The 22,474-nt window shown below is 47.2% G+C and carries 16 protein-coding genes, 2 tRNA genes and 2 rRNA genes; 14 read left to right on the top strand and 6 right to left on the bottom strand.

The genetic code is table 11. The features are described 5' to 3' along the window. Positions 1-52 precede the first annotated feature (52 nt). A complete protein-coding gene (gene uvrD, locus ACTS60_RS09965; RefSeq protein WP_440888100.1) occupies positions 53-2,227 on the top strand; it encodes a DNA helicase II in 2,175 nt (724 codons plus the stop codon). Between the two features lie 811 nt (positions 2,228-3,038). On the opposite strand, the gene ggt is transcribed toward uvrD, so the two are convergent. The 4 genes from ggt to rarD all read right to left on the bottom strand — a co-directional run bounded on the left by ggt (position 3,039) and on the right by rarD (position 7,452). Further along, the gene (gene ggt / locus ACTS60_RS09960; RefSeq protein ID WP_440888099.1) at positions 3,039-4,805 is read right to left on the bottom strand and encodes a gamma-glutamyltransferase; all 1,767 of its coding nucleotides are present in this window, start codon (positions 4,803-4,805) and stop codon (positions 3,039-3,041) included. A gap of 110 nt (positions 4,806-4,915) precedes the next feature. Then, on the bottom strand, positions 4,916-5,575 hold the full coding sequence (locus ACTS60_RS09955) for a LysE family translocator (protein WP_440888098.1): 660 nt from the start codon (positions 5,573-5,575) through the stop codon (positions 4,916-4,918). A 91-nt stretch (positions 5,576-5,666) separates the two neighbouring features. Next, entirely contained in the window at positions 5,667-6,464 is a 798-nt protein-coding gene (locus tag ACTS60_RS09950; RefSeq protein ID WP_440888097.1) for an AraC family ligand binding domain-containing protein, read from the bottom strand. Positions 6,465-6,537: 73 nt separating this feature from the next. Then, on the bottom strand, positions 6,538-7,452 hold the full coding sequence (rarD, locus tag ACTS60_RS09945) for an EamA family transporter RarD (protein WP_440888096.1): 915 nt from the start codon (positions 7,450-7,452) through the stop codon (positions 6,538-6,540). Between the two features lie 176 nt (positions 7,453-7,628). Between rarD and recQ the strand changes: the two genes are divergently transcribed. The 3 genes from recQ to ACTS60_RS09930 all read left to right on the top strand — a co-directional run bounded on the left by recQ (position 7,629) and on the right by ACTS60_RS09930 (position 10,688). Beyond that, on the top strand, positions 7,629-9,464 hold the full coding sequence (recQ, locus tag ACTS60_RS09940; RefSeq protein WP_440888095.1) for an ATP-dependent DNA helicase RecQ: 1,836 nt from the start codon (positions 7,629-7,631) through the stop codon (positions 9,462-9,464). Between the two features lie 9 nt (positions 9,465-9,473). Then, complete coding sequence (locus ACTS60_RS09935; protein ID WP_409396810.1) at positions 9,474-9,779, top strand: DUF3630 family protein; 306 nt, start codon at positions 9,474-9,476, stop codon at positions 9,777-9,779. A 234-nt stretch (positions 9,780-10,013) separates the two neighbouring features. Then, positions 10,014-10,688 carry a 7-cyano-7-deazaguanine/7-aminomethyl-7-deazaguanine transporter gene (locus tag ACTS60_RS09930; protein WP_045403353.1) on the top strand — a complete coding sequence of 225 codons (675 nt, stop codon included), beginning with the start codon at positions 10,014-10,016 and terminating at the stop codon, positions 10,686-10,688. A gap of 204 nt (positions 10,689-10,892) precedes the next feature. Here ACTS60_RS09930 and gppA read toward each other — a convergent pair whose 3' ends face one another. Both gppA and rhlB read right to left on the bottom strand, forming a co-directional pair. Beyond that, positions 10,893-12,386 carry a guanosine-5'-triphosphate,3'-diphosphate diphosphatase gene (gene gppA / locus ACTS60_RS09925; protein ID WP_440888094.1) on the bottom strand — a complete coding sequence of 498 codons (1,494 nt, stop codon included), beginning with the start codon at positions 12,384-12,386 and terminating at the stop codon, positions 10,893-10,895. A gap of 19 nt (positions 12,387-12,405) precedes the next feature. Beyond that, positions 12,406-13,719, bottom strand: a complete 1,314-nt coding sequence (gene rhlB / locus ACTS60_RS09920; RefSeq protein WP_440888093.1) for an ATP-dependent RNA helicase RhlB — start codon at positions 13,717-13,719, stop codon at positions 12,406-12,408. Between the two features lie 111 nt (positions 13,720-13,830). On the opposite strand from rhlB, the gene trxA reads away from it, so the two are divergent. The 10 genes from trxA to ACTS60_RS09870 form a co-directional block, all read left to right on the top strand. Further along, entirely contained in the window at positions 13,831-14,157 is a 327-nt protein-coding gene (trxA, locus tag ACTS60_RS09915; RefSeq protein WP_005458583.1) for a thioredoxin TrxA, read from the top strand. A gap of 196 nt (positions 14,158-14,353) precedes the next feature. Beyond that, positions 14,354-15,613: a transcription termination factor Rho gene (gene rho, locus ACTS60_RS09910; RefSeq protein WP_005440042.1), complete on the top strand. Its 1,260-nt coding sequence runs from the start codon at positions 14,354-14,356 to the stop codon at positions 15,611-15,613. A gap of 106 nt (positions 15,614-15,719) precedes the next feature. Beyond that, the gene (locus tag ACTS60_RS09905) at positions 15,720-16,712 is read left to right on the top strand and encodes a hypothetical protein (RefSeq protein ID WP_440888092.1); all 993 of its coding nucleotides are present in this window, start codon (positions 15,720-15,722) and stop codon (positions 16,710-16,712) included. 136 nt (positions 16,713-16,848) lie between these two features. Beyond that, positions 16,849-18,702 carry a 4-hydroxy-3-polyprenylbenzoate decarboxylase gene (gene ubiD, locus ACTS60_RS09900; RefSeq protein WP_440888091.1) on the top strand — a complete coding sequence of 618 codons (1,854 nt, stop codon included), beginning with the start codon at positions 16,849-16,851 and terminating at the stop codon, positions 18,700-18,702. Continuing rightward, positions 18,699-18,968 carry a 2Fe-2S iron-sulfur cluster-binding protein gene (locus tag ACTS60_RS09895; protein WP_440888090.1) on the top strand — a complete coding sequence of 90 codons (270 nt, stop codon included), beginning with the start codon at positions 18,699-18,701 and terminating at the stop codon, positions 18,966-18,968. The genes ubiD and ACTS60_RS09895 overlap by 4 nt, the downstream gene beginning before the upstream one ends. Positions 18,969-18,982: 14 nt before the next feature. Then, positions 18,983-19,696 carry an NAD(P)H-flavin reductase gene (gene fre / locus ACTS60_RS09890; RefSeq protein ID WP_440888089.1) on the top strand — a complete coding sequence of 238 codons (714 nt, stop codon included), beginning with the start codon at positions 18,983-18,985 and terminating at the stop codon, positions 19,694-19,696. 543 nt (positions 19,697-20,239) lie between these two features. Then, positions 20,240-21,792: ribosomal RNA gene (locus ACTS60_RS09885) — 16S ribosomal RNA — on the top strand. Positions 21,793-21,892: 100 nt separating this feature from the next. Further along, positions 21,893-21,968: transfer RNA gene (locus tag ACTS60_RS09880), tRNA-Ala, on the top strand. A gap of 39 nt (positions 21,969-22,007) precedes the next feature. Next, positions 22,008-22,083 (top strand) — tRNA-Glu (locus ACTS60_RS09875). Between the two features lie 300 nt (positions 22,084-22,383). Next, positions 22,384-22,474, top strand: a 23S ribosomal RNA gene (locus ACTS60_RS09870); the annotation flags it as partial.

The following is a 22,474-nucleotide window of genomic DNA, read 5'->3' as shown; positions in this document are numbered from 1 at the left end:
GTTGTTTAGGTTATAATCTATTTTTATGTATAAATAACCAGTAGCTCTCATCATGATGGATCCATCTCTATTACTCGACGGTTTGAACGATAAACAACGTGAAGCCGTTGCAGCACCTCTAGAAAACTTGCTCATCCTTGCTGGTGCAGGGAGTGGTAAGACGCGCGTTCTTGTTCACCGTATCGCTTGGTTGATGTCGGTAGAGCAAGCATCTCCGTTCTCAATTATGTCGGTAACCTTTACCAATAAGGCGGCGACAGAGATGCGTGGGCGTATCGAAGAGCTAATGATGGGCAGTGCAGGCGGTATGTGGAATGGTACCTTCCATGGTATTTGTCACCGTATTCTGCGTGCGCACTATCTTGATGCCAAGCTACCGGAAGATTTCCAAATCATCGACAGTGACGACCAACAACGTCTGCTAAAGCGTTTGATCAAAGCGCAAAACCTGGATGAGAAGCAGTGGCCAGCACGCCAAGTGGCATGGTGGATTAATGGTAAGAAAGACGAAGGTCTGCGTCCGTCGCATATCGATGCCTACCATGATCCCGTTACCAAAACATATCTACAGCTGTACACCGCTTATCAAGAGGTGTGTGATCGTGCTGGTTTGGTCGATTTTGCGGAAATCTTGCTGCGCGCACATGAGCTACTGCGTGACAACAAGTTCGTCCGTGAACACTACCAAGCGCGCTTTAAGCACATCTTGGTGGACGAGTTCCAGGATACCAACAATATCCAATACGCTTGGTTACGTATGATGGCAGGCCCTGAGTCTCATGTGATGATCGTAGGTGATGATGACCAGTCGATTTACGGTTGGCGTGGCGCGAAAATTGAGAACATTGAGAAGTTTACGCGGGAATTCCCAAGCGTGAATACCATTCGTCTTGAGCAAAACTACCGTTCAACCAAGACCATTCTGGAAGCGTCGAATGCTTTGATCGCCAATAATACCGAGCGTATGGGTAAAGAGCTTTGGACTGATGGTGTTGTCGGTGAGCCTATCTCGGTTTACAGCGCTTACAACGAATTGGATGAAGCCCGTTTTGCAGTAAACAAAATCAAAGAGTGGCAAGACAAGGGTGGAGCTCTGAATGATGCTGCGATGCTTTACCGTAACAACGCCCAGTCGCGTGTTCTGGAAGAAGCGTTAATTCAAGCCGGCCTGCCTTACCGCATCTACGGTGGTATGCGGTTCTTCGAACGTCAGGAAATCAAAGATGCCTTGAGCTACATGCGTTTGATTGCCAACCGTAACGACGATGCGGCATTTGAACGTGTAGTGAATACGCCAACGCGTGGTTTGGGTGATAAGACGCTTGAAACTATCCGTTTTGCAGCGCGTGATCGTGGTTGCACCATGTGGGAAGCGAGTGTGGCGATGTTGGATGAAAAGGTCCTCGCTGGTCGCGCTGCTGGTGCTCTGAGCCGTTTTATCGAGCTTGTCACGGCACTAGAAGACGACACCATCGAGATGCCGCTTCATCATCAAGCAGACCACGTGATCAAATACTCGGGCTTGTTCGCGATGTACGAGCAAGAGAAGGGCGAAAAGTCTAAGGCGCGTATTGAGAACTTGGAGGAATTGGTGACGGCAACTCGCCAATTCGAGAAACCAGAAGAAGCCGAGGACATGTCACTGCTAACGGCATTCCTAACCCACGCAGCATTAGAAGCGGGCGAAGGACAAGCGGACGAGTTTGAAGATGCGGTTCAGCTCATGACATTGCACAGTGCGAAAGGTCTAGAGTTCCCGTTGGTGTTTATGGTCGGCGTGGAAGAAGGCATGTTCCCAAGCCAAATGTCGGCAGAAGAAGCAGGGCGTTTAGAAGAGGAACGCCGCCTGTGTTACGTAGGCATGACCCGTGCAATGCAGAAACTGTATATCACTTATGCTGAAATGCGCCGCTTGTACGGTCAGGATAAGTACCACAAGCCGTCTCGCTTTATTCGTGAACTGCCAGAAACTTGTTTAGATGAAGTACGCATGAAGGCGCAAGTTAGCCGTCCTGCAAGCAGTGGTCGATTTAGTCAAACGGCGGTGAAAGAGAGCTTCAATGAAACCGGCTTTACGCTAGGTTCTCGTGTGATGCATCCAAAGTTTGGTGAAGGCACCATCATCAACTTCGAGGGCAGTGGTCCACAAAGTCGCGTACAGATTGCCTTTAACGGTGAAGGCATTAAATGGTTAGTGACTGCTTACGCTCGACTAGAGAAACTGTAAGGCTTGACCAAAACTTTAAGAGCTGCTTCGGCGGCTCTTTTTGTTTGTGCTGTTTTCATGTCGCTAACGCAGTAAAAAATGGAATGATAAATGGAGTGCGAAAGCGCGATTTAACTATACCGTTTGACGTGAAAGGTGGGCGTTGTGGCGAATGTCTGTTTTCAGCAGATCTACTGAGAAAAATTTTAGGCAAAGAAAAACCCCGAGGGCTTGCGCCCATCGGGGTTATAGTCTTACTCGCAGCAATCCGGCTACTAAGAGTGCTCCATGCATCTAATCCATGATAGTGTGCTGAATCCGTCAGCTTAATCCTTACGTCGCCTTCCTAGCGGTGTCCTTAATGACCTTATCCTGGTCTGCTAACCATCCTCGTTAGCTCTCATCACTTGTTCCCTGAGCGGTGTCCCTGACATCATCCTGATGTTCAAATCCTTGCCTCGTCCAGAGGTGTCCATTTCCCGTCCTTAGTAGTAACCATCCTAGTCACTATTGATTCCGTTCAATGTCCAATTTTGCAATCCATGCCCGACTATTCATCCTGAATAACCGTTTCTTCTTCCTGAAGTTCACCAAGTCCGTGGTGTTTCCTGTTCCGTGTCAGCATCCTTCCGACAGGTTTAATATTACGTGTTTAACGATTTCCAACAACGGGTTAATCTCACATTTTTTCACTCTCTCAGCGTTTAAAAAAGATACATAAGCATTAAATTCAATGGCTTACTTTCGTTATTGTGCGGTTTTACCATTAAAGAAGAGAGGTTTGCTCAACCCTTTGTGAGAGATCTCGCACAAGGGGGCGAGCGAAAGACTCTTATTGTCCGATAGCGGTACCTTCACGTCTTGGGTCGGCTGCACCTTCAAGGCCGTTTTTAGTTATACGGATAGCATGCAGTCCAGAGTTCAAATCACGAACTTCAGTTTTAAAACCCATCTTCTCCAGCTCGGGCTGTAAGCCTTCTGCAGCGGTACCTTGCTCAATATCTAGGGTGCCAAAACGATTCAGTAGTCGTGGCTGATTAATCGCACTTTGGATATCCATATCCCACTGTGTGTGGGCGATAATGGCTTGTGCGACGTAACCAATGATGCGACTGCCGCCCGGTGAGCCAATTGCCATGTAGGGTTTATCGTCTTTCATCATAATGGTCGGTGCCATGGATGAGCGTGGGCGCTTGCCCGGTTCTAAGCGGTTCGCGATTGGCACACCATCTTGGTGCGTGCGGAAGGAGAAATCGGTAAGTTCGTTGTTGAGCAAGAAGCCGCGCACCATCAAGCGTGAGCCAAAGGCATTCTCGATGGTTGTTGTCATTGAAACCACATTGCCTTGCTTATCGACGATATTGAAATGGCTGGTGGAAGGCAGCTCAATTGATTGATCCATGCTTAAGTTCATGGAGTGCGACCACGGAGGATTGCCGGCTTCAACTTTACTCAACGCTTTACCGACTTGAATAAGCTCAGCACGTTGTTTGAGATAGTCTTTATCAAGCAAGCCTTCGGTTGGCATTGGTACATAATCTTGGTCAGCCATGTATTTACCGCGATCCGCGAACGCAAGACGAGATGCATCGGCGATCACTTGCCATGATTTCGCACTTTCGGCTCCCCAACCTTTAAGATCGTATTGCTCGGTGATCGCGAGAATCTGTCCAACCGTCAATGCGCCAGAGCTTGGAGGTCCTATGCCGCAGATGTCATAGTTTTGGTAAGCTGCACAAACTGGTTCACGTTGCTTGATTTGAAACGCATCAAAGTCAGGTTGTGCCAATACGCCAGGATTGCCCGGTGCATTCTGTACTGTCTTGATGATGTCTGTGGCGATATCGCCTTGATAGAAAGCTTTTGCCCCTTGTTCGGCTATTGCTGCCAGAGTTTGCGCGTATTCGGGGTTCTTCAACAATGTGCCTTCGGCTTTTGGTGAGCCATCTGGATTAAAGAAGTAAGCCTTAGTCGCAGGGAAGCGTGATAGGCGTTTGGCATCTTTCTCTATGAGACTCGCGAGGCGAGGACTCACTTCGAAACCTTGCTCAGCCAAGGTAATCACGGGTTGGATGATCTTCTTCCATTCCAACTTGCCGTATTTCTGGTGAGTGTCCCACAGCAGCTTGACTGTGCCAGGTGTCGCGACGGAACGTCCACCGACAACCGCATCGTAAAATTGCAGTGGTTGTCCTTTGTCATCTAGAAAGAGTTTAGGCGTCGCGGCGAGCGGTGCGATTTCACGTCCATCATACGTGGTCAGTTTTTGTTTCTCACTGTCCCAATACACTAAGAAGGCACCGCCACCAATGCCAGAGGATTGCGGTTCTACCAAGCCCAGCATCAGTTGTACGGCAACCATGGCATCAATAGCATTACCACCTTGTGCAAGAACATCTGCACCAGCTTGGGTTGCAAGTGGGTTGGCCGCTGTGACCATATAGTCTTTCGCTTTGACCAATAGCTTTTGCTCAAAGCCAGTGCTGTGCTCTGGCGCAACCGCATCTGCCGCTTGGTTAGCAAAGGCTGAGGTAGATAAGACGAGTGGGGAAGTAAGAAAAAGACCCGTGGTCACGAGTCGGTTGAACGTCCTATGCATGATGACTCTCCATGTTGCCAGTTTCGTGTTTTCAGCTTGGCATTCATGGAGAGCAACGTCGAGTGAGCAATCTTAGAAATGTCGATTATGCTACGCTTTAAATCAGTATGTTATCCAATGAAAGTGCTGATGGTTTGGAACAAAATACTGCTGCCCACGAGAGTAAATACCACCCCACACAGACCGTCGATGTAGATGCCTGCTTGTTGCAATTTACGTTGTAAGCGCTGCGTCGACAGCATCCATGCAAGGCTAGAGAACCAGAATAGCGACAAGCCAAACAGAATCACCAAAGCAATGCCTTTGCCAGTAACCGACATGCCCACAGGGACTAAGCTCGACATCAAACTGATAAAGAATACCAAGGCTTTCGGGTTAAGAATGTTGGTCGCAAACCCTTTGGCAAATGCCTGACGCTTGTTACTGATCACCAAGTTGTTTTGTTTCTTAGGTTGATCCGCCAGTGGGTTTTTGATCATCGAGATCACCGCGCGCAATGCACCAATACCTAAATAGAGCAGGTAACTACCGCCGAGCAGTTGTACCACGGAATACAACACTGGATGCTGGTGGACGATATAGCTCACGCCTGTCAGGCTGAACAAAGAGTGCAACAAAATACCGACAGACAATCCCAACGCAATGTACAAGCCAGTTTGACGACCATGACGCGTCGCGTTTTGTACGACCAGCGCAAAGTCCGGACCTGGACTCATTAGGGCAATAAAGTGAATGCTGGCGAGTGTCAGCAATATGGTGGATTCATTCATAACACATCTCAAATATAACCAATGCGGCTATTGTCGTGGCAAGCCACCTGCTGCGCTTGTAAAAAACTGACAGTTTTCTCGGTAAATGAAATTAACGAGTCACTTGAGAAGGGGAAACACCGTAGGTCTGCTTAAACGCTTTGCTGAAATGCGCTTGGTCGTAGAAACCGATTTGATGGGCGACGTCGGTACCACATTGACCAGCTTGCAGTAACTTCATGCCTTGTTCGAGGCGTAGGCGTGCGAACCATGCATAAGGTGTCATGCCAGTTTGTGCTTTAAAGTGGCGCTGGAACTGAGTCGGGCTCAGTTGGCACAGATCTGATAGCGAATCCAAACGCACCGCTTGGCCAAGGTTCGCCATCAGGTAATCTTTTAACGTACCGAGTGATTGTTTTCCTAGTGGTACCACTTTTTGTCGCTCAAGCGATCCGTAGCGATCAAAAAGCTGGTTAAATCCTTCAAAAGGAAGGCAATCTTTGGTGAGTTGGCTGATGTTTTCACGACGAAGTAGTCCATGTAAGTTACTAAGTTGTGAAAATACCTGTGGATCCGAGATGATCAGTTCGTTGAAGTTTATTATTTGACCGTTTTTCTTAAGATCAGCCAGATCGCTCAATAGGTGAGGTTCGATCGCAAATACATTTACTTCATAGCCACTTTCGAGTTTAGATTGCCCGTCGTGCAGCTCATCTGGCGGCATAATCACAATTTGCCCGTGACCAACCTGATGGCTGTTGCCTTGGTATTGGAACTTCTGCGCGCCATGCGTGATCAGACCGAGGTGAAAATCCAGATGGTAATGCCTTTGAAAAGCAAATTTCTGGTATTTCGCCTCTATCAGGCTCAAGTTGTCATGGTCGGTTGCGTAGTACTGAATATGTTCCATTAAATAAAAAAAAGCTTGGTCACATTATGACCAAGCTTATCCATCAATTTCTGAAATGTCTTGTAAAAAACGATCAGGCAGCACGAGCCGCTTTGCGTGACTTGCGGTTATTACGCAGACCATCAACGCTGAACATCACCAGGGCGCCCCAAATGAAGGCGAAAGTGATCGCTTTATCGCTGGTGAATGGTTCACCGTATATAAGCACCGCAAGTAAGAACATTAAACTTGGGCCGATGTATTGGAAAAAGCCCAGAGTTGAGAGTTTTAATCGTGTTGCTGCTCCGGTAAAACACAGTAATGGCAAGGTAGTGATCACGCCTGCGGCGATCAGTAAAGTATTTAGTTGCCATGGGTTTTCAAACATGTTCGAGGTCGGGGTGCTGGCAATAAAAAACAGAAAGATACTTGCCGCAGGTAACATGAGGAGAGTTTCAATGAATAAACCCGTTTGTGCTTCCACACTGACTTTCTTACGCAGTAAGCCGTAAAAACCAAAGCTCATTGCGAGTGCGATAGCAACCACAGGGACAGAGCCAAACACGATCAGTTGCACTAATACACCACAAGCCGCCAGCGCGACTGCGAACCATTGCAGCTTACGTAACCTCTCTCCTAGAAACACCATCCCGAGTAACACATTGATTAACGGGTTGATGTAATAGCCGAGACTGGCATCGAGCATATGATTTGAGGTGACCGCCCAGATGAAGATCAGCCAGTTAGCCCCGACCAAAATGGCGGTGGAAACTAAATACATCATTTTGGTTTTATTTTTAATGATGTCTCGAACCGAGCGCCATTGGCGACCAAAGTGGAGGAGTGCGGCTAGCAAAAAGAAAGACCAAAACACTCGGTGGCTTAAGATCTCAAGTGGTGAGACTTCAGCAATCGATTTGAAGTAAATGGGTGCGATGCCCCACATGGTGTACGCACCAACTGCAAGCAGGACGCCTTGCCGTGCGCGTTGTTGTTCTTCTGGTGTCATGGGATGTCACCTAATTGAGTTTTTATAGAGCAGAAAATCAGTATACGAGTCGTGAGCTGAATCACCTAACAATTTGCGGTTTTATTCACCATGAAACCCCATTACAATGTGCCCTCACTTTGCGTGCTAGTGGCATGCATAAGCACCTCTTTTAAAGACCCAATCTGAGATTTTTCATGACCTCGACTTTGCTAGCCGAACAATCTGATTTGCCTTTGACGCCTCAACGTGTGTTGGAGGATGTGTTTGGTTACCAAGAGTTCCGAGATGGTCAGCAACTGGTGATTGATGCAGCGGTAGAAGGTCGCGACAGCTTAGTTATCCTACCTACTGGTGGCGGTAAGTCGCTGTGTTATCAAATTCCTGCTTTGGTTCGCTCTGGTATTACTTTGGTGATTTCTCCGCTTATTTCGTTGATGAAAGACCAAGTTGATCAGTTGAAAGCCAACGGCGTAGCCGCTGAGTGTATTAACTCGACTATGGCTCGCGAGGAGCTGCTTAGCGTGTATAACCGCATGCACACAGGCCATCTTAAGTTGGTTTACGTCTCGCCAGAACGCGTATTGATGCGCGATTTCATTGAGCGCTTGGAAAACTTGCCGCTATCGATGATTGCCGTCGATGAAGCGCACTGTATTTCCCAATGGGGACACGATTTCCGCCCAGAATACGCCGCACTTGGCCAGCTCAAGCAGCAGTTTTCCCATGTGCCATTTATGGCGCTTACGGCGACTGCGGATGACGCAACGCGTCGAGATATTCTTGAGCGCCTGCAACTGAATAATCCAGAGATTTATCTAGGCAGCTTCGACCGTCCTAACATTCGCTACAACTTAGTTGAGAAGCACAAGCCGGTTTCGCAAATCGTTCGTTATCTTGAGACCCAGAAGGGTAATTGCGGCATTATCTATTGTGGTAGCCGTAAGAAAGTTGAGATGGTGACCGAGAAGCTGTGCAACAACCACATTCGTGCTGCTGGTTATCATGCCGGTATGGATGCGGACGAGCGCGCTTACGTTCAAGAAGCTTTCCAACGCGATGACATCCAAATCGTGGTGGCGACCGTGGCATTCGGTATGGGCATCAACAAACCCAACGTGCGCTTTGTGGTTCACTTTGATATCCCACGAAACATCGAATCCTACTATCAGGAAACCGGTCGTGCGGGACGTGATGGTCTGCCTGCGGAAGCCATGATGTTGTATGACCCAGCGGACATCAGTTGGCTGCGTCGTATGTTGGATGAGAAAGACGACGGTCCACAGAAGCAGGTAGAAACTCATAAGCTGAATGCGATGAGTGCCTTTGCTGAGGCGCAAACCTGTCGTCGTCAGGTGCTATTGAATTACTTTGGTGAGTACCGCGAGAAGCCATGTGGCAACTGTGATATCTGCTTAGACCCACCAAAACACTTTGATGCCACAGAAGAAGCGCGTAAGGCGTTGTCTTGTGTCTACCGAGTCAACCAAAGCTTTGGTATGGGCTACGTGGTGGAAGTACTACGTGGTATGCAAAACATTCGTGTACGTGAAAATGGCCACGATAAGATTTCTACTTACGCGATAGGGCGTGATCATAGCCACGATTACTGGGTGAGTATCTTCCGTCAGTTAATCCACAAAGGATTGCTGTTCCAAAACATCACGCGTAACTCAACGCTGCAATTAACCGAAGAGGCGCGTCCACTGCTGCGTGGCGATGTGACTCTGGAGTTAGCGGTTCCACGTTTAGACACCGCAGCACGTGCGGCGAGGTCGGATAAACTAACCAGCAAGAACTACGATAAGAAGCTATTTGCTAAGTTACGTAAGCTGCGTAAGTCGATTGCTGATGAAGATGGTTTACCACCATACGTAGTCTTCAGTGACGCGACTCTGATTGATATGGCGGAGATCTTGCCAACCTCTTATGGCGAAATGCTGGCAGTCAGCGGTGTTGGTCAGCGCAAGTTGGAGAAGTACGCCGATCCATTCCTTGATTTGATTCAAGAACACATTACTCACCACGGATAAGGAACCAAGATGCAAAAGGAATTTGGCTTAGCGGACTACATGGCACAAGAAGGGCGCTTAATCATTACCGCGCCGAGCTTTGACCTCGATAGTTTTCCTGCTTTAGGTGAGCGTTTAATTGGGCTGCTTTCCGCTACTGTGGTGGAAAAGCAGTGGGATGCGGATATCCACTCTTGGCTGATCGACTTTGAAGGTTGCCGACTGTTTATGAAAGCAGAGCATTATAGTGAAGCGATTTGGTTTGAAGCTTTAGCGATTGAAGAGAGCAGGGAAGAGTTGGATTATCTCGCAGGATTGTTCCAACGCGGATTCTAAAAATAGAATTTTTCTTGGAAGGGTGTTTCACATGAAACACCCTTTTTTATGCTCAAACGTTTGCGTAAGACAGACGACTTGCGGCGAAAAGTGGTTAATGTATAATCGCCCACCGCTTCGCTCGGAATGAGCCAAGCCAGTTTATTTTTCATTTTACATTGTTGGTAAGAGCCACTTAATTCAGTGACTCGATTTGGGTTCCCTCACCCCCAAACCAAACTAAAAAGGTATCGCATGAGTAACTTTACCCCTGCGCAGCAGCGCAACGCCCTTATCTATCTGGTTCTATTCCATCTAGTCATTATTGCATCTAGCAATTACCTAGTTCAGCTACCGTTTACTATCTTTGGCTTCCATACCACTTGGGGCGCATTTACCTTCCCATTTATCTTTCTAGCAACGGATTTAACCGTGCGTATTTTCGGTGCGAAAATGGCAAGAAAGATCATATTCTTAGTGATGTTGCCTGCCCTGGCTGTCTCTTACTTCCTATCGGTGGTGTTCTTCGAAGGTCAGTTCCAAGGCTTTGCTCATCTAGGTGAGTTCAACTTATTTGTTGCTCGTATCGCGATTGCTAGCTTCATGGCGTACCTACTTGGCCAGATCATGGATGTGCACGTGTTCAACCGCCTACGCCAAATGAAACAGTGGTGGGTGGCACCTACGTGTTCAACACTTTTCGGTAATGCACTTGATACCATCGCTTTCTTCGCGATTGCCTTCTACCAAAGTCCAGATCCTTTTATGGCGGAGCATTGGACGGAAATCGCGCTGGTGGATTACGGATTCAAACTGATTATCAGTCTTGGTTTGTTCGTTCCGATGTACGGCGTACTACTGAATTACCTGATTAAGAAGCTGACTGCGGTGAACCCTGACTTTAAGGTGACGACAAGCGTTCAGTCTTAATATCAGTGGGAACCCCAAAAGCCGCTTGCTCAAATCAAGCGGCTTTTTTGTGTCTGTTTACTGGGGTTTAGAGCGTTTTGTACAGCGTGGGGAGTAATTAGATCATAGGTGTCCAAGAGCTCCCTAAGCTGTACCAAGGTCAAAACGAGCAATAAAAAAGGTCCCAATAGGGACCTTTAATCAAGCAATAAGTTATCGTGAGATTTAACAAGTCACGATACTTAATGGCCAGCCAATGTCTGTCTGACGGTTGGATTCAATTTCTAACTCAGCCGCAGTCAGTGGGTTTGCCTCTAACCACTTCGCATCAATACTTAGCGTCAGATTGTCGCCTTCCGCAGTGAGAGACACACATGGCTCTAGATCTGGATTACGACGATGGCTAAGTAGAACCGCGAGGCGCAATAGACGCAGTACGCGTTTACCACTGGTACCTGAAAGGGCATGTTGCTCCGGCAGGGAGGTGAGTTGTTCACGGTAACGGCGAGCAATTTCACCGATAAAGAACTTCTGCGCGCGCGTGTAACCAGGTAAATCCAAATGCTGCAGCAGGTAAGCGCTGTGCTCACCGCCTTTTTTGAAATCGATAGTCAGACCGATTTCGTGCAGCTTGGCTGTGGTTTCTAACAGTACTTTGCCTTGAGGTTCTGCAACCCATGCTTCACCGCCAACTTGCTCAAGCAATTTACTAGCAAGGTTTGCAACTTGCTCACCGTATTGGCAATCCAGTTGGTAACGGTTTTGTACACTGCAAATGGTGCGCGCACGGATGTCGTTTTGACGAAGCTCGTCAACCATCTCGTACACCAAGCCTTCACGTAGTGCGCCGCCAGCCAGTGTCATGGCATCGATTTCTAGTAGCTCAAAGATCGCAATCAAAATGGATAAGCCACTTGGGAATACCAAAGCACGCTCTAGGGTAAGGCCTTCAATATCGAGCTCTTCCAAGTGATCAGCAAGCATCGCCTGCTTTTGTAGCCGCTTAAGTTTGGAGTGAGTAATCACTTCGTCCATACCTTGCGCTAACATTATCTCTTGCAGTGCCTGAACCGTACCCGATGCACCCACGCACACATCCCAACCTAAGTCGGTGTACTGCTCTAAGATTGGCATCAGGGTTTGCTTCGCACCTTCAATTGCGGCGTCAAAGTTACGTGCGTTCAACTGGCGGTCTTTAAAGAAGCTTTCCAACCATGTTACACAACCCATTTTAAGGCTAGTTAGCGCTTTCGCTTCGAAGCCCTCACCGATAATCAGTTCGGTACTTGCACCGCCAATATCGACCACAAGGCGGCGACCGCTACCTCCTGAAGTATGAGCAACACCTTTATATATAGTGGCTGCTTCTTCTTCACCCGAGATAACTTCGATAGGCTGACCTAAAATTTGGTTTGCCTTCTCTAGAAAAACATCCACATTGGTTGCGGTGCGCAAAGTTGCGGTACCGACAATGCGGATGTTCTGTTTAGGAATATCCTGCAAGCGTTCTGCAAATAGACTTAAGCAGTCCCATCCTCGCTGCATAGCTTCCGTACTAAGAGAATTACGTTCATCCAAGCCCGCCGCGAGACGAACTTTGCGCTTAATTTTAGCCATGGTTTGAACGCTGCCATCGATATGACGCACAACGAGCATATGAAAACTGTTCGACCCGAGGTCGATGGCTGCGTATAGCGGTGATGATCCTGCTTGACTCATAAACGACTTCAGTTTCCTTTTATGATTGTTTTGGCGCTGATTGACGCGGCTGACGAGGACGACGTCCTTGTGGCTTGCGGTTACCAGAGCGAGTGCCGCCTGTATTGGTGCGACGTTGCTGAGTGCGTGGCGCGCGCATACGAAGTGGTGCAGGCAGATCTTGGATCAGAGCTGATGCATCGTAATCTGAAACAGGAATTGCGTGCTCAATGTACTCTTCGATAGGCGGTAAGTTGATTGCGTAATCTTCACAAGCGAAGCTGATTGAGTGACCACTTGCACCAGCACGACCAGTACGACCGATACGGTGAACGTAATCTTCACAGTCATCTGGCAGGTCGAAGTTGAACACGTGCGTTACTTGAGGGATGTGTAGACCACGCGCTGCAACGTCGGTTGCTACTAATAGGTCAACTTCACCGCGAGTGAATTGCTCAAGAATTCTTTCACGCTTCTTCTGTGGTACATCGCCAGTCAGTAGGCCAACACGGTGACCATCTGCTGCTAGGTGACCCCAAATCGATTCACATTTATGTTTGGTGTTAGCAAAAACGATCGCACGGTCTGGCCACTCTTCTTCAATAAGAGTTTGAAGCAGTGCCATCTTGTCTTCATTCGAAGGGTAGAAAAGCTCTTCTTGGATGCGGTGACCGGTTTTTTGCTCTGGTTCAACTACAACATGCTCTGGGTTGTGCATGTGTTCGAAAGCCAGCTCTTGTACACGGTAAGAAAGCGTTGCTGAGAACAGCATGTTCAAACGCTCTTTTGGTTCTGGCATACGGCGGAACAAGAAACGAATATCTTTAATAAAGCCAAGGTCAAACATACGGTCGGCTTCATCTAAAACAACGGCTTGAATGTTGTTTAGGTTGAATACGCGCTGTTTGTAAAAATCGATAATACGACCAGTGGTACCGATCAGGATATCGACACCGTCCTGAAGCTTCGACAGTTGCTTATCGTAGCTTTCACCGCCGTAAGCTAGAGCCGCTTTAAGACCTGTGCTGGCAATCAATGGTTCAGCATCGTTGTAGATCTGAATTGCCAGCTCACGCGTTGGCGCCATAATGATTGCGCGCGGTTGAGTTGGCTGACGACCTTCGTGCTCAGGTGTAGTCAATAGGTGGTTAAAAGTAGCAGTAAGAAACGCAAGCGTCTTACCAGTACCCGTTTGGGCCTGGCCTGCAATGTCTTGGCCGGTGAGCAGTACCGGCAACGCCAAGGCTTGAATTGGGGTACAAAATTCGAACCCTTTTTTCTCTAAACCTTCAGTAATTTGTGGATTTAATCCCAAATCGGCGAACTTTTGCTCTGTGATATGCGTCTTTTTCATAGCTATAGAATATCAGCTAAAGCTTGCAATACGAAAGTAAATACATTCCAATAGGGCATCTAATTACTGGTTATCATCCAACCAGTTTCAAAAAACACATTGGAGTGGAAGATGAGTGATAAGATTTTGCAGCTTACTGATGACGGTTTTGAAAACGATGTAATCAACGCTGCAGGCCCGGTTCTTGTTGATTTCTGGGCAGAATGGTGTGGTCCTTGTAAGATGATTGCTCCGATTCTGGACGAAATTGCAGAAGAGTACGAAGGCAAACTCACTATCGGTAAACTAAATATTGACCATAACGCAGGAACACCACCTAAGTTTGGTATTCGCGGCATTCCAACGCTACTGTTATTTAAAGACGGTAACGTGGCGGCAACGAAAGTTGGTGCACTGTCTAAGACTCAATTAAAAGAGTTTTTGGACGCAAACCTATAATCACCAAGTGATTCAGAACAAAACCGTGCAAAGTGATAATGCGCGGTTTTGTTTTTCTAACTCTGGACTAGAATATTAATTAGTGCTAACTTATCGCGCGTTAATTGAACAAATTTCTCTTCTTGGTCGATCCTGAGACCAAATCCATCTTAACTAGAAAATAGATCTTATTTTGACTAAACAAGCATCCACCACCATGAATCTTACTGAACTGAAGAACAGACCAGTGTCTGACCTTGTAAAACTTGGCGAAAGCCTAGGTCTTGAGAACCTAGCTCGTCTAAGAAAACAAGACATCATCTTCGCTATTCTTAAAGCGCACGCGAAAGGCGGCGAAGACATCTTTGGCGATGGGGTTCTGGAGATTCTGCAAGACGGCTTTGGTTTCCTACGTAGCGCAGACAGCTCATACCTTGCTGGCCCTGATGATATCTACGTTTCGCCAAGTCAAATTCGTCGTTTTAACCTACGTACTGGTGATTCAATCGCTGGTAAAATTCGTCCACCAAAAGACGGTGAACGCTACTTTGCTCTGCTAAAAGTTAATACGGTTAACGACGACAAACCAGACAACGCTCGTAACAAGATTCTATTTGAGAACTTAACGCCTCTACACGCTAATGAGCGTATGGTTATGGAGCGCGGTAACGGTTCTACAGAAGACATTACTGCACGTGTACTAGATTTGGCATCGCCAATCGGTAAAGGTCAACGTGGTTTGATTGTTGCTCCGCCTAAAGCGGGTAAGACAATGCTTTTGCAAAACATCGCTCAAAGCATCGCATACAACCACCCTGAGTGTGAGTTGATGGTACTTCTAATCGACGAGCGTCCAGAAGAAGTAACAGAAATGCAGCGTCTAGTTAAAGGTGAAGTTGTTGCTTCTACGTTTGATGAGCCAGCATCTCGTCACGTACAAGTAGCAGAGATGGTAATTGAGAAAGCAAAACGTCTTGTTGAACATAAGAAAGACGTGGTTATCCTGCTTGACTCTATCACTCGTCTAGCTCGTGCATACAACACCGTAGTGCCTTCATCAGGTAAGGTACTAACAGGTGGTGTGGATGCAAACGCATTGCACCGTCCAAAACGTTTCTTTGGTGCGGCTCGTAACGTAGAAGAAGGCGGCAGCCTAACTATCCTTGCTACGGCTCTTGTTGATACTGGTTCTAAGATGGACGAAGTAATCTACGAAGAGTTTAAAGGTACAGGTAACATGGAAATTCACCTAAACCGTAAGATTGCGGAAAAACGTGTATTCCCAGCTATCGACTTCAACCGCAGTGGTACTCGTCGTGAAGAGCTTCTAACTAAGAACGAAGAACTTCAGAAGATGTGGATTCTGCGTAAGATTGTTCACCCAATGGGCGAAATCGACGCAATGGAATTCCTTATCGACAAACTGGCGATGACGAAGACGAATGATGAGTTCTTTGATGCAATGCGTCGTCAATAGTCTCAGATAAACGTTTCTGCGAAGAGCCACCGTATATCGGTGGCTTTTTTATTGCTTTCTCGCGAGAGAAGCAGCAGAATGAAGGAAATGTTATCGGGAGGTTAACATGCAACAAGGAATGTTGTCGTCATTACTCCTGAGCTTGTCACTTATTACGCTACCCGCAACGTTATCTGCCAAGGAAATGCAGGAAACCGTGGTAGAGCAGTGGCTTCAGGATACCCAAATACAGACCAAAGTATCTGAACTGCTTGATTATGCCGTCAGAGACGAGGTTGACTCGCTTAAATTTGCCCTAAACCGGCTTGCTTTCCCTCAACAAGAAGTCGTCCGTTTTCTTTTGCTCGAAAAACTTGAGCAACAAGAAATCATCCTCACGCCAAGAATGGCCATCTTTGTCGAATCCCAAATCAGTATCACGCCCACTTACCAAGTGCTTGAACGTGGTGATGGTTACGAATTCTCTGTACCAGCGTTTAACTTTCCTGCGATTGCCAACCGTCTTATCAAGCGTTGGAAGCAGGACCAAAGCACATTGGAGTTTGTCTTAGAAGCGGAACGCCAAGAGTTAAACCTCCAAGACTGGCTAACGGGTACTTCGCAGCAAGTTCAAACACGAGAGGCGCTACTTATCCGCGAGCTAGATAGTTTATCGCCGGATGCACTTGAAGCACTGATTAGACAGTTAACTCAGGCTAATGTGACCAGTTGGCTACCATCGACAGCAGTGGTTGTGCGTTTGGCTCAGGTTAGCCTGAACGAGGAAGTTTATGACCTGCTGTGGCGAATGCGCGCTGATTACAATAGCCAAGCAGAATTGGCAAGATTATCAGAGGTGGGAGATGGGTTCTCGCTGCAACAATTAATGAACTCGACTGTCAATCCAACCTTAAAACCTTATGCGATAGAGCTACTCACGAGATCCAATCCACTTTCTCCAGACGTAAAGCAGTTTTTAATTGCTAAAATGGCGCTTTCAGAAGAAGCAACATTAGTGGCAAGAGAGCTAGCGAAACAGGGGCATCAATCGTGGTTGGAAGAGCTTGTTTCAAGTAATCGCCAAGTAAAAGCACGACAGATTGCGGAATTCTTGGAATAACCGTTGTTGAAGTCATTGCTCTTCAAGTAACGATTCTTGTCGCTATCTAGCTCACATACCCACACAAAATAGGAGGATCTTAGCGTCCTCCTATTTGATATACTGCGGACAGTTTAATCAGCCAGCATGAAGGCCTATGAGTTTTAAGGATTTACGCGAATTTATCGACCACCTAGAACAGAAAGGTCGACTTAAACGCATCACTCACCCCGTCGATCCCGCTTACGAAATGACAGAAATCAGCGACCGTACCTTGCGTGCTGGTGGACCTGCGCTGTTGTTTGAGAACCCAATCGGCTACGACGTACCTGTTTTGACGAACCTATTTGGTACGCCAGAGCGTGTCGCAATCGGTATGGGACGCGAAGACGTTAAAGAATTAAGAGAAGTCGGTAAGCTGCTGGCTTATTTAAAAGAACCTGAACCACCAAAAGGCTTTAAAGACGCTTTAGAAAAATTGCCAGTGTTCAAGCAAGTGTTGAACATGCCAGCTAAGCGTCTACGTAAAGCGCCGTGCCAAGACATTGTTTGGCAAGGTGATGAAGTCGACTTGGATAACATCCCGGTAATGAGTTGCTGGGCAGAAGACGTTGCGCCACTGCTTACGTGGGGCTTAACCGTGACCAAAGGTCCGAATAAAAAACGTCAGAACCTAGGTATTTACCGCCAGCAGAAAATCGCCAAGAACAAAATCATCATGCGCTGGTTAGCCCATCGTGGTGGTGCGCTCGACTTACGTGATTGGATGGAAACCAATCCAGGTAAACCTTTTCCGGTTTCGGTTGCGTTTGGCGCAGACCCTGCGACCATTCTTGGTGCAGTAACGCCAGTGCCAGATACGCTATCAGAATACGCATTTGCAGGTTTGCTGCGTGGCAGCAAAACAGAAGTCGTGAAGTCAATCAGCAATGAGTTGGAAGTGCCAGCGAGCGCCGAAATCGTGATGGAAGGCTATATCGACCCGAACGAGTTTGCTGATGAAGGTCCTTACGGCGATCACACTGGTTACTACAACGAAAAAGAAAAGCACCACGTGTTTACCATTACGCACATTACTATGCGTAAAGACCCAATTTATCACAGTACCTACACTGGTCGTCCACCAGATGAACCGGCTGTATTGGGCGTGGCATTAAACGAAGTGTTTGTGCCGATTCTGCAAAAGCAGTTCCCAGAGATTGAAGACTTCTACCTACCGCCTGAAGGTTGTTCGTACCGAATGGCAGTAGTGACTATGAAGAAGCAGTATCCAGGTCATGCTAAGCGCGTAATGATGGGTGTGTGGTCTTTCTTGCGTCAATTCATGTATACCAAGTTTGTTATTGTGTGCGATGAATCGGTAAACGCACGAGATTGGAATGATGTCGTGAAAGCCATGTCAGAGCATATGGACCCAGTACGTGATACCTTGATGATAGATAACACGCCAATCGACTCGCTCGACTTTGCTTCGCCAGTGGTGGGGCTTGGCTCCAAGATGGGCTTGGATACGACCATTAAATGGGATGCTGAACTAGCGACAAGAGCCGAGGTTATCGAGCGTGACAATAAAGCGATTACCGAAGCGGATTTGGATGCGTTAAAACAACAACGTCCTGAGGTTGTCGATATCTATTTACCGACATCAGCAAACAACCAATTTGCTGTCGTTACGATGAAGAAAGACCAAGCAGGTCAATCTCAAGCATTGATGGAGTACCTGTGGGACTTCTTTGCTCAGTTCACTGATAACAAATTCATTATCTTGTGCGACGATGACGTCAATGCGCGAGATTGGAATGACATTATTTGGGCTGTGACAACTAGAATGGACCCAGATAGAGACACCATCCAAGTGCGTGGTAAGAATGAGAGTTCATCCAAATTAGGGTTGGATGCGACCAACAAGTTCGAATCTGAAGTCACGCGCGAGTGGGGAACACCTATCAAAAAAGATCCTAAACTTGTGGCTAAAGTCGATGAGATTTGGGACCAGTTAGGTATTCTATGAGTCATCAAGTCCACCTTCTACCGATGGACATTACGTTCCAAGTAAAAGAAGGGGAGACGGTGTTGGAAGCCGCGCTCAACAATAATATTCGCTTCCCCCACCGTTGCCAAGTTGGCGCTTGCGCCATGTGCATGTGTAAAAAGCTGACGGGCGAGGTGAGTTACCACCTCGAACCGATGCTAACCGAAAAAGAGCAACAGCAAGGTTGGATATTCCCTTGCCAAGCCTATACAGAAAGTAATTTAGTGCTTACTTTTGACGAGTAAGCGAGAGGAACACCATGACCATCCAATGTAAAGTAAAGTCTATTCAGCCGTTAGCTTGTAATACTTATCAAATCCTTCTTCACCCAGAATCACCTGTACCTTTTAAAGCAGGTCAGTACCTAATGGTTGTGATGGGTGAAAAAGACAAGCGTCCTTTCTCTATTGCAAGCAGCCCTTGTCGTCATGAAGGTGAACTTGAACTGCACATCGGTGCGGCGGAACACAACGCTTATGCACTAGAAGTCGTTGAAGCAATGCAAGCGGCATTAGAAACAGATGGTCATATCGAGATTGATGCGCCTCATGGTGATGCTTGGATTCAAGAAGAAAGCGAACGCCCACTATTATTGATTGCTGGCGGTACTGGCTTTAGTTATGTACGTTCGATTCTGGATCACTGTGTTGCACAGAACAAAGCCAACCCTATCTATCTATACTGGGGTGCTCGCGATAACTGCCAGCTTTACGCTAAAGAAGAGTTGGTCGAGATCGCTGAAAAGTTTGCTAACGTTCACTTCATTCCGGTAGTAGAGGAAGCGCCGGAAGATTGGCAAGGTAAAGTTGGAAACGTGCTACAAGCTGTCAGTGAAGATTTTGAAAGCTTAGAAAACTACGATATCTATATAGCAGGTCGTTTCGAAATGGCTGGTGCAGCACGTGAACAGTTCACTCAGAACAAGAAAGCAAAGAGTGAACGTATGTTCGCAGACGCGTACGCATTCATTTAAATACGGCTTTTGAGGCAGAAAAAGAGGGTTTTTTACCCTCTTTTTTGCTTTTTTGATGAAATAGTCATCGAACAGTCAGTTTTTTCCATTTTTTTTCAAAAAAGGGTTGCGAACGGATCTGAGTTCCCTATAATGCGCATCCACCGACACGGCAGACGCGATAAGGCTTCAGCAGGGTCGGAGAGGTGAAAAGCTTCTGAGAAAATAAATTGAAAAAAGTGTTTGACACTCTCAATTATCTCGCTAGAATGCACCTCCGCTTTGAGAGAAAAAGTTTCTCGATAAGCAAGCTCTTTAAAAATATAGACCTATCAATCTGTGTGGGCACTCGTTGATGATAATCCAATTAGAAACTTCGGTTTCAAATTAGGTTTCAATGAAACGAAGTGACCATTGAATCGAAAGATTCAGCACAGTCAATTCATTATCATTCTGTTGGAATGGTAATAGCTTTAAAATTACTTCTTACTTTCGAGTAAGGATGAGTTTTGAAGTCAGTATTCATTGAGCCTCTCCCTATTTATTTAGGGAATCAAAAACTTTAAATTGAAGAGTTTGATCATGGCTCAGATTGAACGCTGGCGGCAGGCCTAACACATGCAAGTCGAGCGGAAACGAGTTATCTGAACCTTCGGGGAACGATAACGGCGTCGAGCGGCGGACGGGTGAGTAATGCCTAGGAAATTGCCCTGATGTGGGGGATAACCATTGGAAACGATGGCTAATACCGCATAATGCCTTCGGGCCAAAGAGGGGGACCTTCGGGCCTCTCGCGTCAGGATATGCCTAGGTGGGATTAGCTAGTTGGTGAGGTAAGGGCTCACCAAGGCGACGATCCCTAGCTGGTCTGAGAGGATGATCAGCCACACTGGAACTGAGACACGGTCCAGACTCCTACGGGAGGCAGCAGTGGGGAATATTGCACAATGGGCGCAAGCCTGATGCAGCCATGCCGCGTGTGTGAAGAAGGCCTTCGGGTTGTAAAGCACTTTCAGTCGTGAGGAAGGTTCATGCGTTAATAGCGTATGGATTTGACGTTAGCGACAGAAGAAGCACCGGCTAACTCCGTGCCAGCAGCCGCGGTAATACGGAGGGTGCGAGCGTTAATCGGAATTACTGGGCGTAAAGCGCATGCAGGTGGTTTGTTAAGTCAGATGTGAAAGCCCGGGGCTCAACCTCGGAATTGCATTTGAAACTGGCAGACTAGAGTACTGTAGAGGGGGGTAGAATTTCAGGTGTAGCGGTGAAATGCGTAGAGATCTGAAGGAATACCGGTGGCGAAGGCGGCCCCCTGGACAGATACTGACACTCAGATGCGAAAGCGTGGGGAGCAAACAGGATTAGATACCCTGGTAGTCCACGCCGTAAACGATGTCTACTTGGAGGTTGTGGCCTTGAGCCGTGGCTTTCGGAGCTAACGCGTTAAGTAGACCGCCTGGGGAGTACGGTCGCAAGATTAAAACTCAAATGAATTGACGGGGGCCCGCACAAGCGGTGGAGCATGTGGTTTAATTCGATGCAACGCGAAGAACCTTACCTACTCTTGACATCCAGAGAACTTTCCAGAGATGGATTGGTGCCTTCGGGAACTCTGAGACAGGTGCTGCATGGCTGTCGTCAGCTCGTGTTGTGAAATGTTGGGTTAAGTCCCGCAACGAGCGCAACCCTTATCCTTGTTTGCCAGCGAGTAATGTCGGGAACTCCAGGGAGACTGCCGGTGATAAACCGGAGGAAGGTGGGGACGACGTCAAGTCATCATGGCCCTTACGAGTAGGGCTACACACGTGCTACAATGGCGCATACAGAGGGCAGCCAACTTGCGAGAGTGAGCGAATCCCAAAAAGTGCGTCGTAGTCCGGATCGGAGTCTGCAACTCGACTCCGTGAAGTCGGAATCGCTAGTAATCGTGGATCAGAATGCCACGGTGAATACGTTCCCGGGCCTTGTACACACCGCCCGTCACACCATGGGAGTGGGCTGCAAAAGAAGTAGGTAGTTTAACCTTCGGGAGGACGCTTACCACTTTGTGGTTCATGACTGGGGTGAAGTCGTAACAAGGTAGCGCTAGGGGAACCTGGCGCTGGATCACCTCCTTATACGATGATTACTCACGATGAGTGTCCACACAGATTGATACGGTTTAATATTTCAGAGCAAAAGATTGGTTCTGCATAAAATGCTGAAGCGATTTTATGTGGGGCTATAGCTCAGCTGGGAGAGCGCTTCGCTGGCAGCGAAGAGGTCATCGGTTCGATCCCGATTAGCTCCACCATTAGCTACATTGTTCCTATATAACAGAACAACCTAAAGTGTCCCGTTCGTCTAGAGGCCTAGGACACCGCCCTTTCACGGCGGTAACAGGGGTTCGACTCCCCTACGGGATACCATCTTTAAACATTCTCTATTGAGAGTTTTTAAAAATGGTTACTTCATTAGAAGTGATTAGCTCTTTAACAATTTGGAAAGCTGACAAATCAACAATTTATTGTTGATTGTAAAGTTCTCAATGTTTGTCTTTAAGACAAACACCAATAAAACACATTCAAGTGTTCTTGGCTTTTGTCTTACTTTTTCAAAGTAAGGTAGAAGAAAAATTGAGTCCGGCAAAATCGAGTCTGCATCATGTATAAAAATTGTAGACAACTTTGGTGACTTGTTCATCAACTCGAAACTCCTTCGGGTTGTATGGTTAAGTGACTAAGCGTACACGGTGGATGCCTTGGCAGTCAGAGGCGATGAAGGACGTATTAACTTGCGATAAGCCCAGATTAGGTAGTA

The organism is Vibrio sp. WZ-1 (genome assembly GCF_052037695.1).
Classification (GTDB): Bacteria; Pseudomonadota; Gammaproteobacteria; order Enterobacterales; family Vibrionaceae; genus Vibrio.
Note: the sequence above shows the minus strand (reverse complement) of the source record. Positions and strands in the feature narration are given on the sequence as shown.

What these genes read in the sequence shown, in the direction of transcription:
- uvrD (WP_440888100.1), top strand. Translation starts at nt 53, where the DNA reads ATGATGGATCCATCTCTATTACTCGACGGTTTGAACGATAAACAACGT.
- ggt (WP_440888099.1), bottom strand. Translation starts at nt 4,805, where the DNA reads ATGCATAGGACGTTCAACCGACTCGTGACCACGGGTCTTTTTCTTACT.
- ACTS60_RS09955 (WP_440888098.1), bottom strand. Translation starts at nt 5,575, where the DNA reads ATGAATGAATCCACCATATTGCTGACACTCGCCAGCATTCACTTTATT.
- ACTS60_RS09950 (WP_440888097.1), bottom strand. Translation starts at nt 6,464, where the DNA reads ATGGAACATATTCAGTACTACGCAACCGACCATGACAACTTGAGCCTG.
- rarD (WP_440888096.1), bottom strand. Translation starts at nt 7,452, where the DNA reads ATGACACCAGAAGAACAACAACGCGCACGGCAAGGCGTCCTGCTTGCA.
- recQ (WP_440888095.1), top strand. Translation starts at nt 7,629, where the DNA reads ATGACCTCGACTTTGCTAGCCGAACAATCTGATTTGCCTTTGACGCCT.
- ACTS60_RS09935 (WP_409396810.1), top strand. Translation starts at nt 9,474, where the DNA reads ATGCAAAAGGAATTTGGCTTAGCGGACTACATGGCACAAGAAGGGCGC.
- ACTS60_RS09930 (WP_045403353.1), top strand. Translation starts at nt 10,014, where the DNA reads ATGAGTAACTTTACCCCTGCGCAGCAGCGCAACGCCCTTATCTATCTG.
- gppA (WP_440888094.1), bottom strand. Translation starts at nt 12,386, where the DNA reads ATGAGTCAAGCAGGATCATCACCGCTATACGCAGCCATCGACCTCGGG.
- rhlB (WP_440888093.1), bottom strand. Translation starts at nt 13,719, where the DNA reads ATGAAAAAGACGCATATCACAGAGCAAAAGTTCGCCGATTTGGGATTA.
- trxA (WP_005458583.1), top strand. Translation starts at nt 13,831, where the DNA reads ATGAGTGATAAGATTTTGCAGCTTACTGATGACGGTTTTGAAAACGAT.
- rho (WP_005440042.1), top strand. Translation starts at nt 14,354, where the DNA reads ATGAATCTTACTGAACTGAAGAACAGACCAGTGTCTGACCTTGTAAAA.
- ACTS60_RS09905 (WP_440888092.1), top strand. Translation starts at nt 15,720, where the DNA reads ATGCAACAAGGAATGTTGTCGTCATTACTCCTGAGCTTGTCACTTATT.
- ubiD (WP_440888091.1), top strand. Translation starts at nt 16,849, where the DNA reads ATGAGTTTTAAGGATTTACGCGAATTTATCGACCACCTAGAACAGAAA.
- ACTS60_RS09895 (WP_440888090.1), top strand. Translation starts at nt 18,699, where the DNA reads ATGAGTCATCAAGTCCACCTTCTACCGATGGACATTACGTTCCAAGTA.
- fre (WP_440888089.1), top strand. Translation starts at nt 18,983, where the DNA reads ATGACCATCCAATGTAAAGTAAAGTCTATTCAGCCGTTAGCTTGTAAT.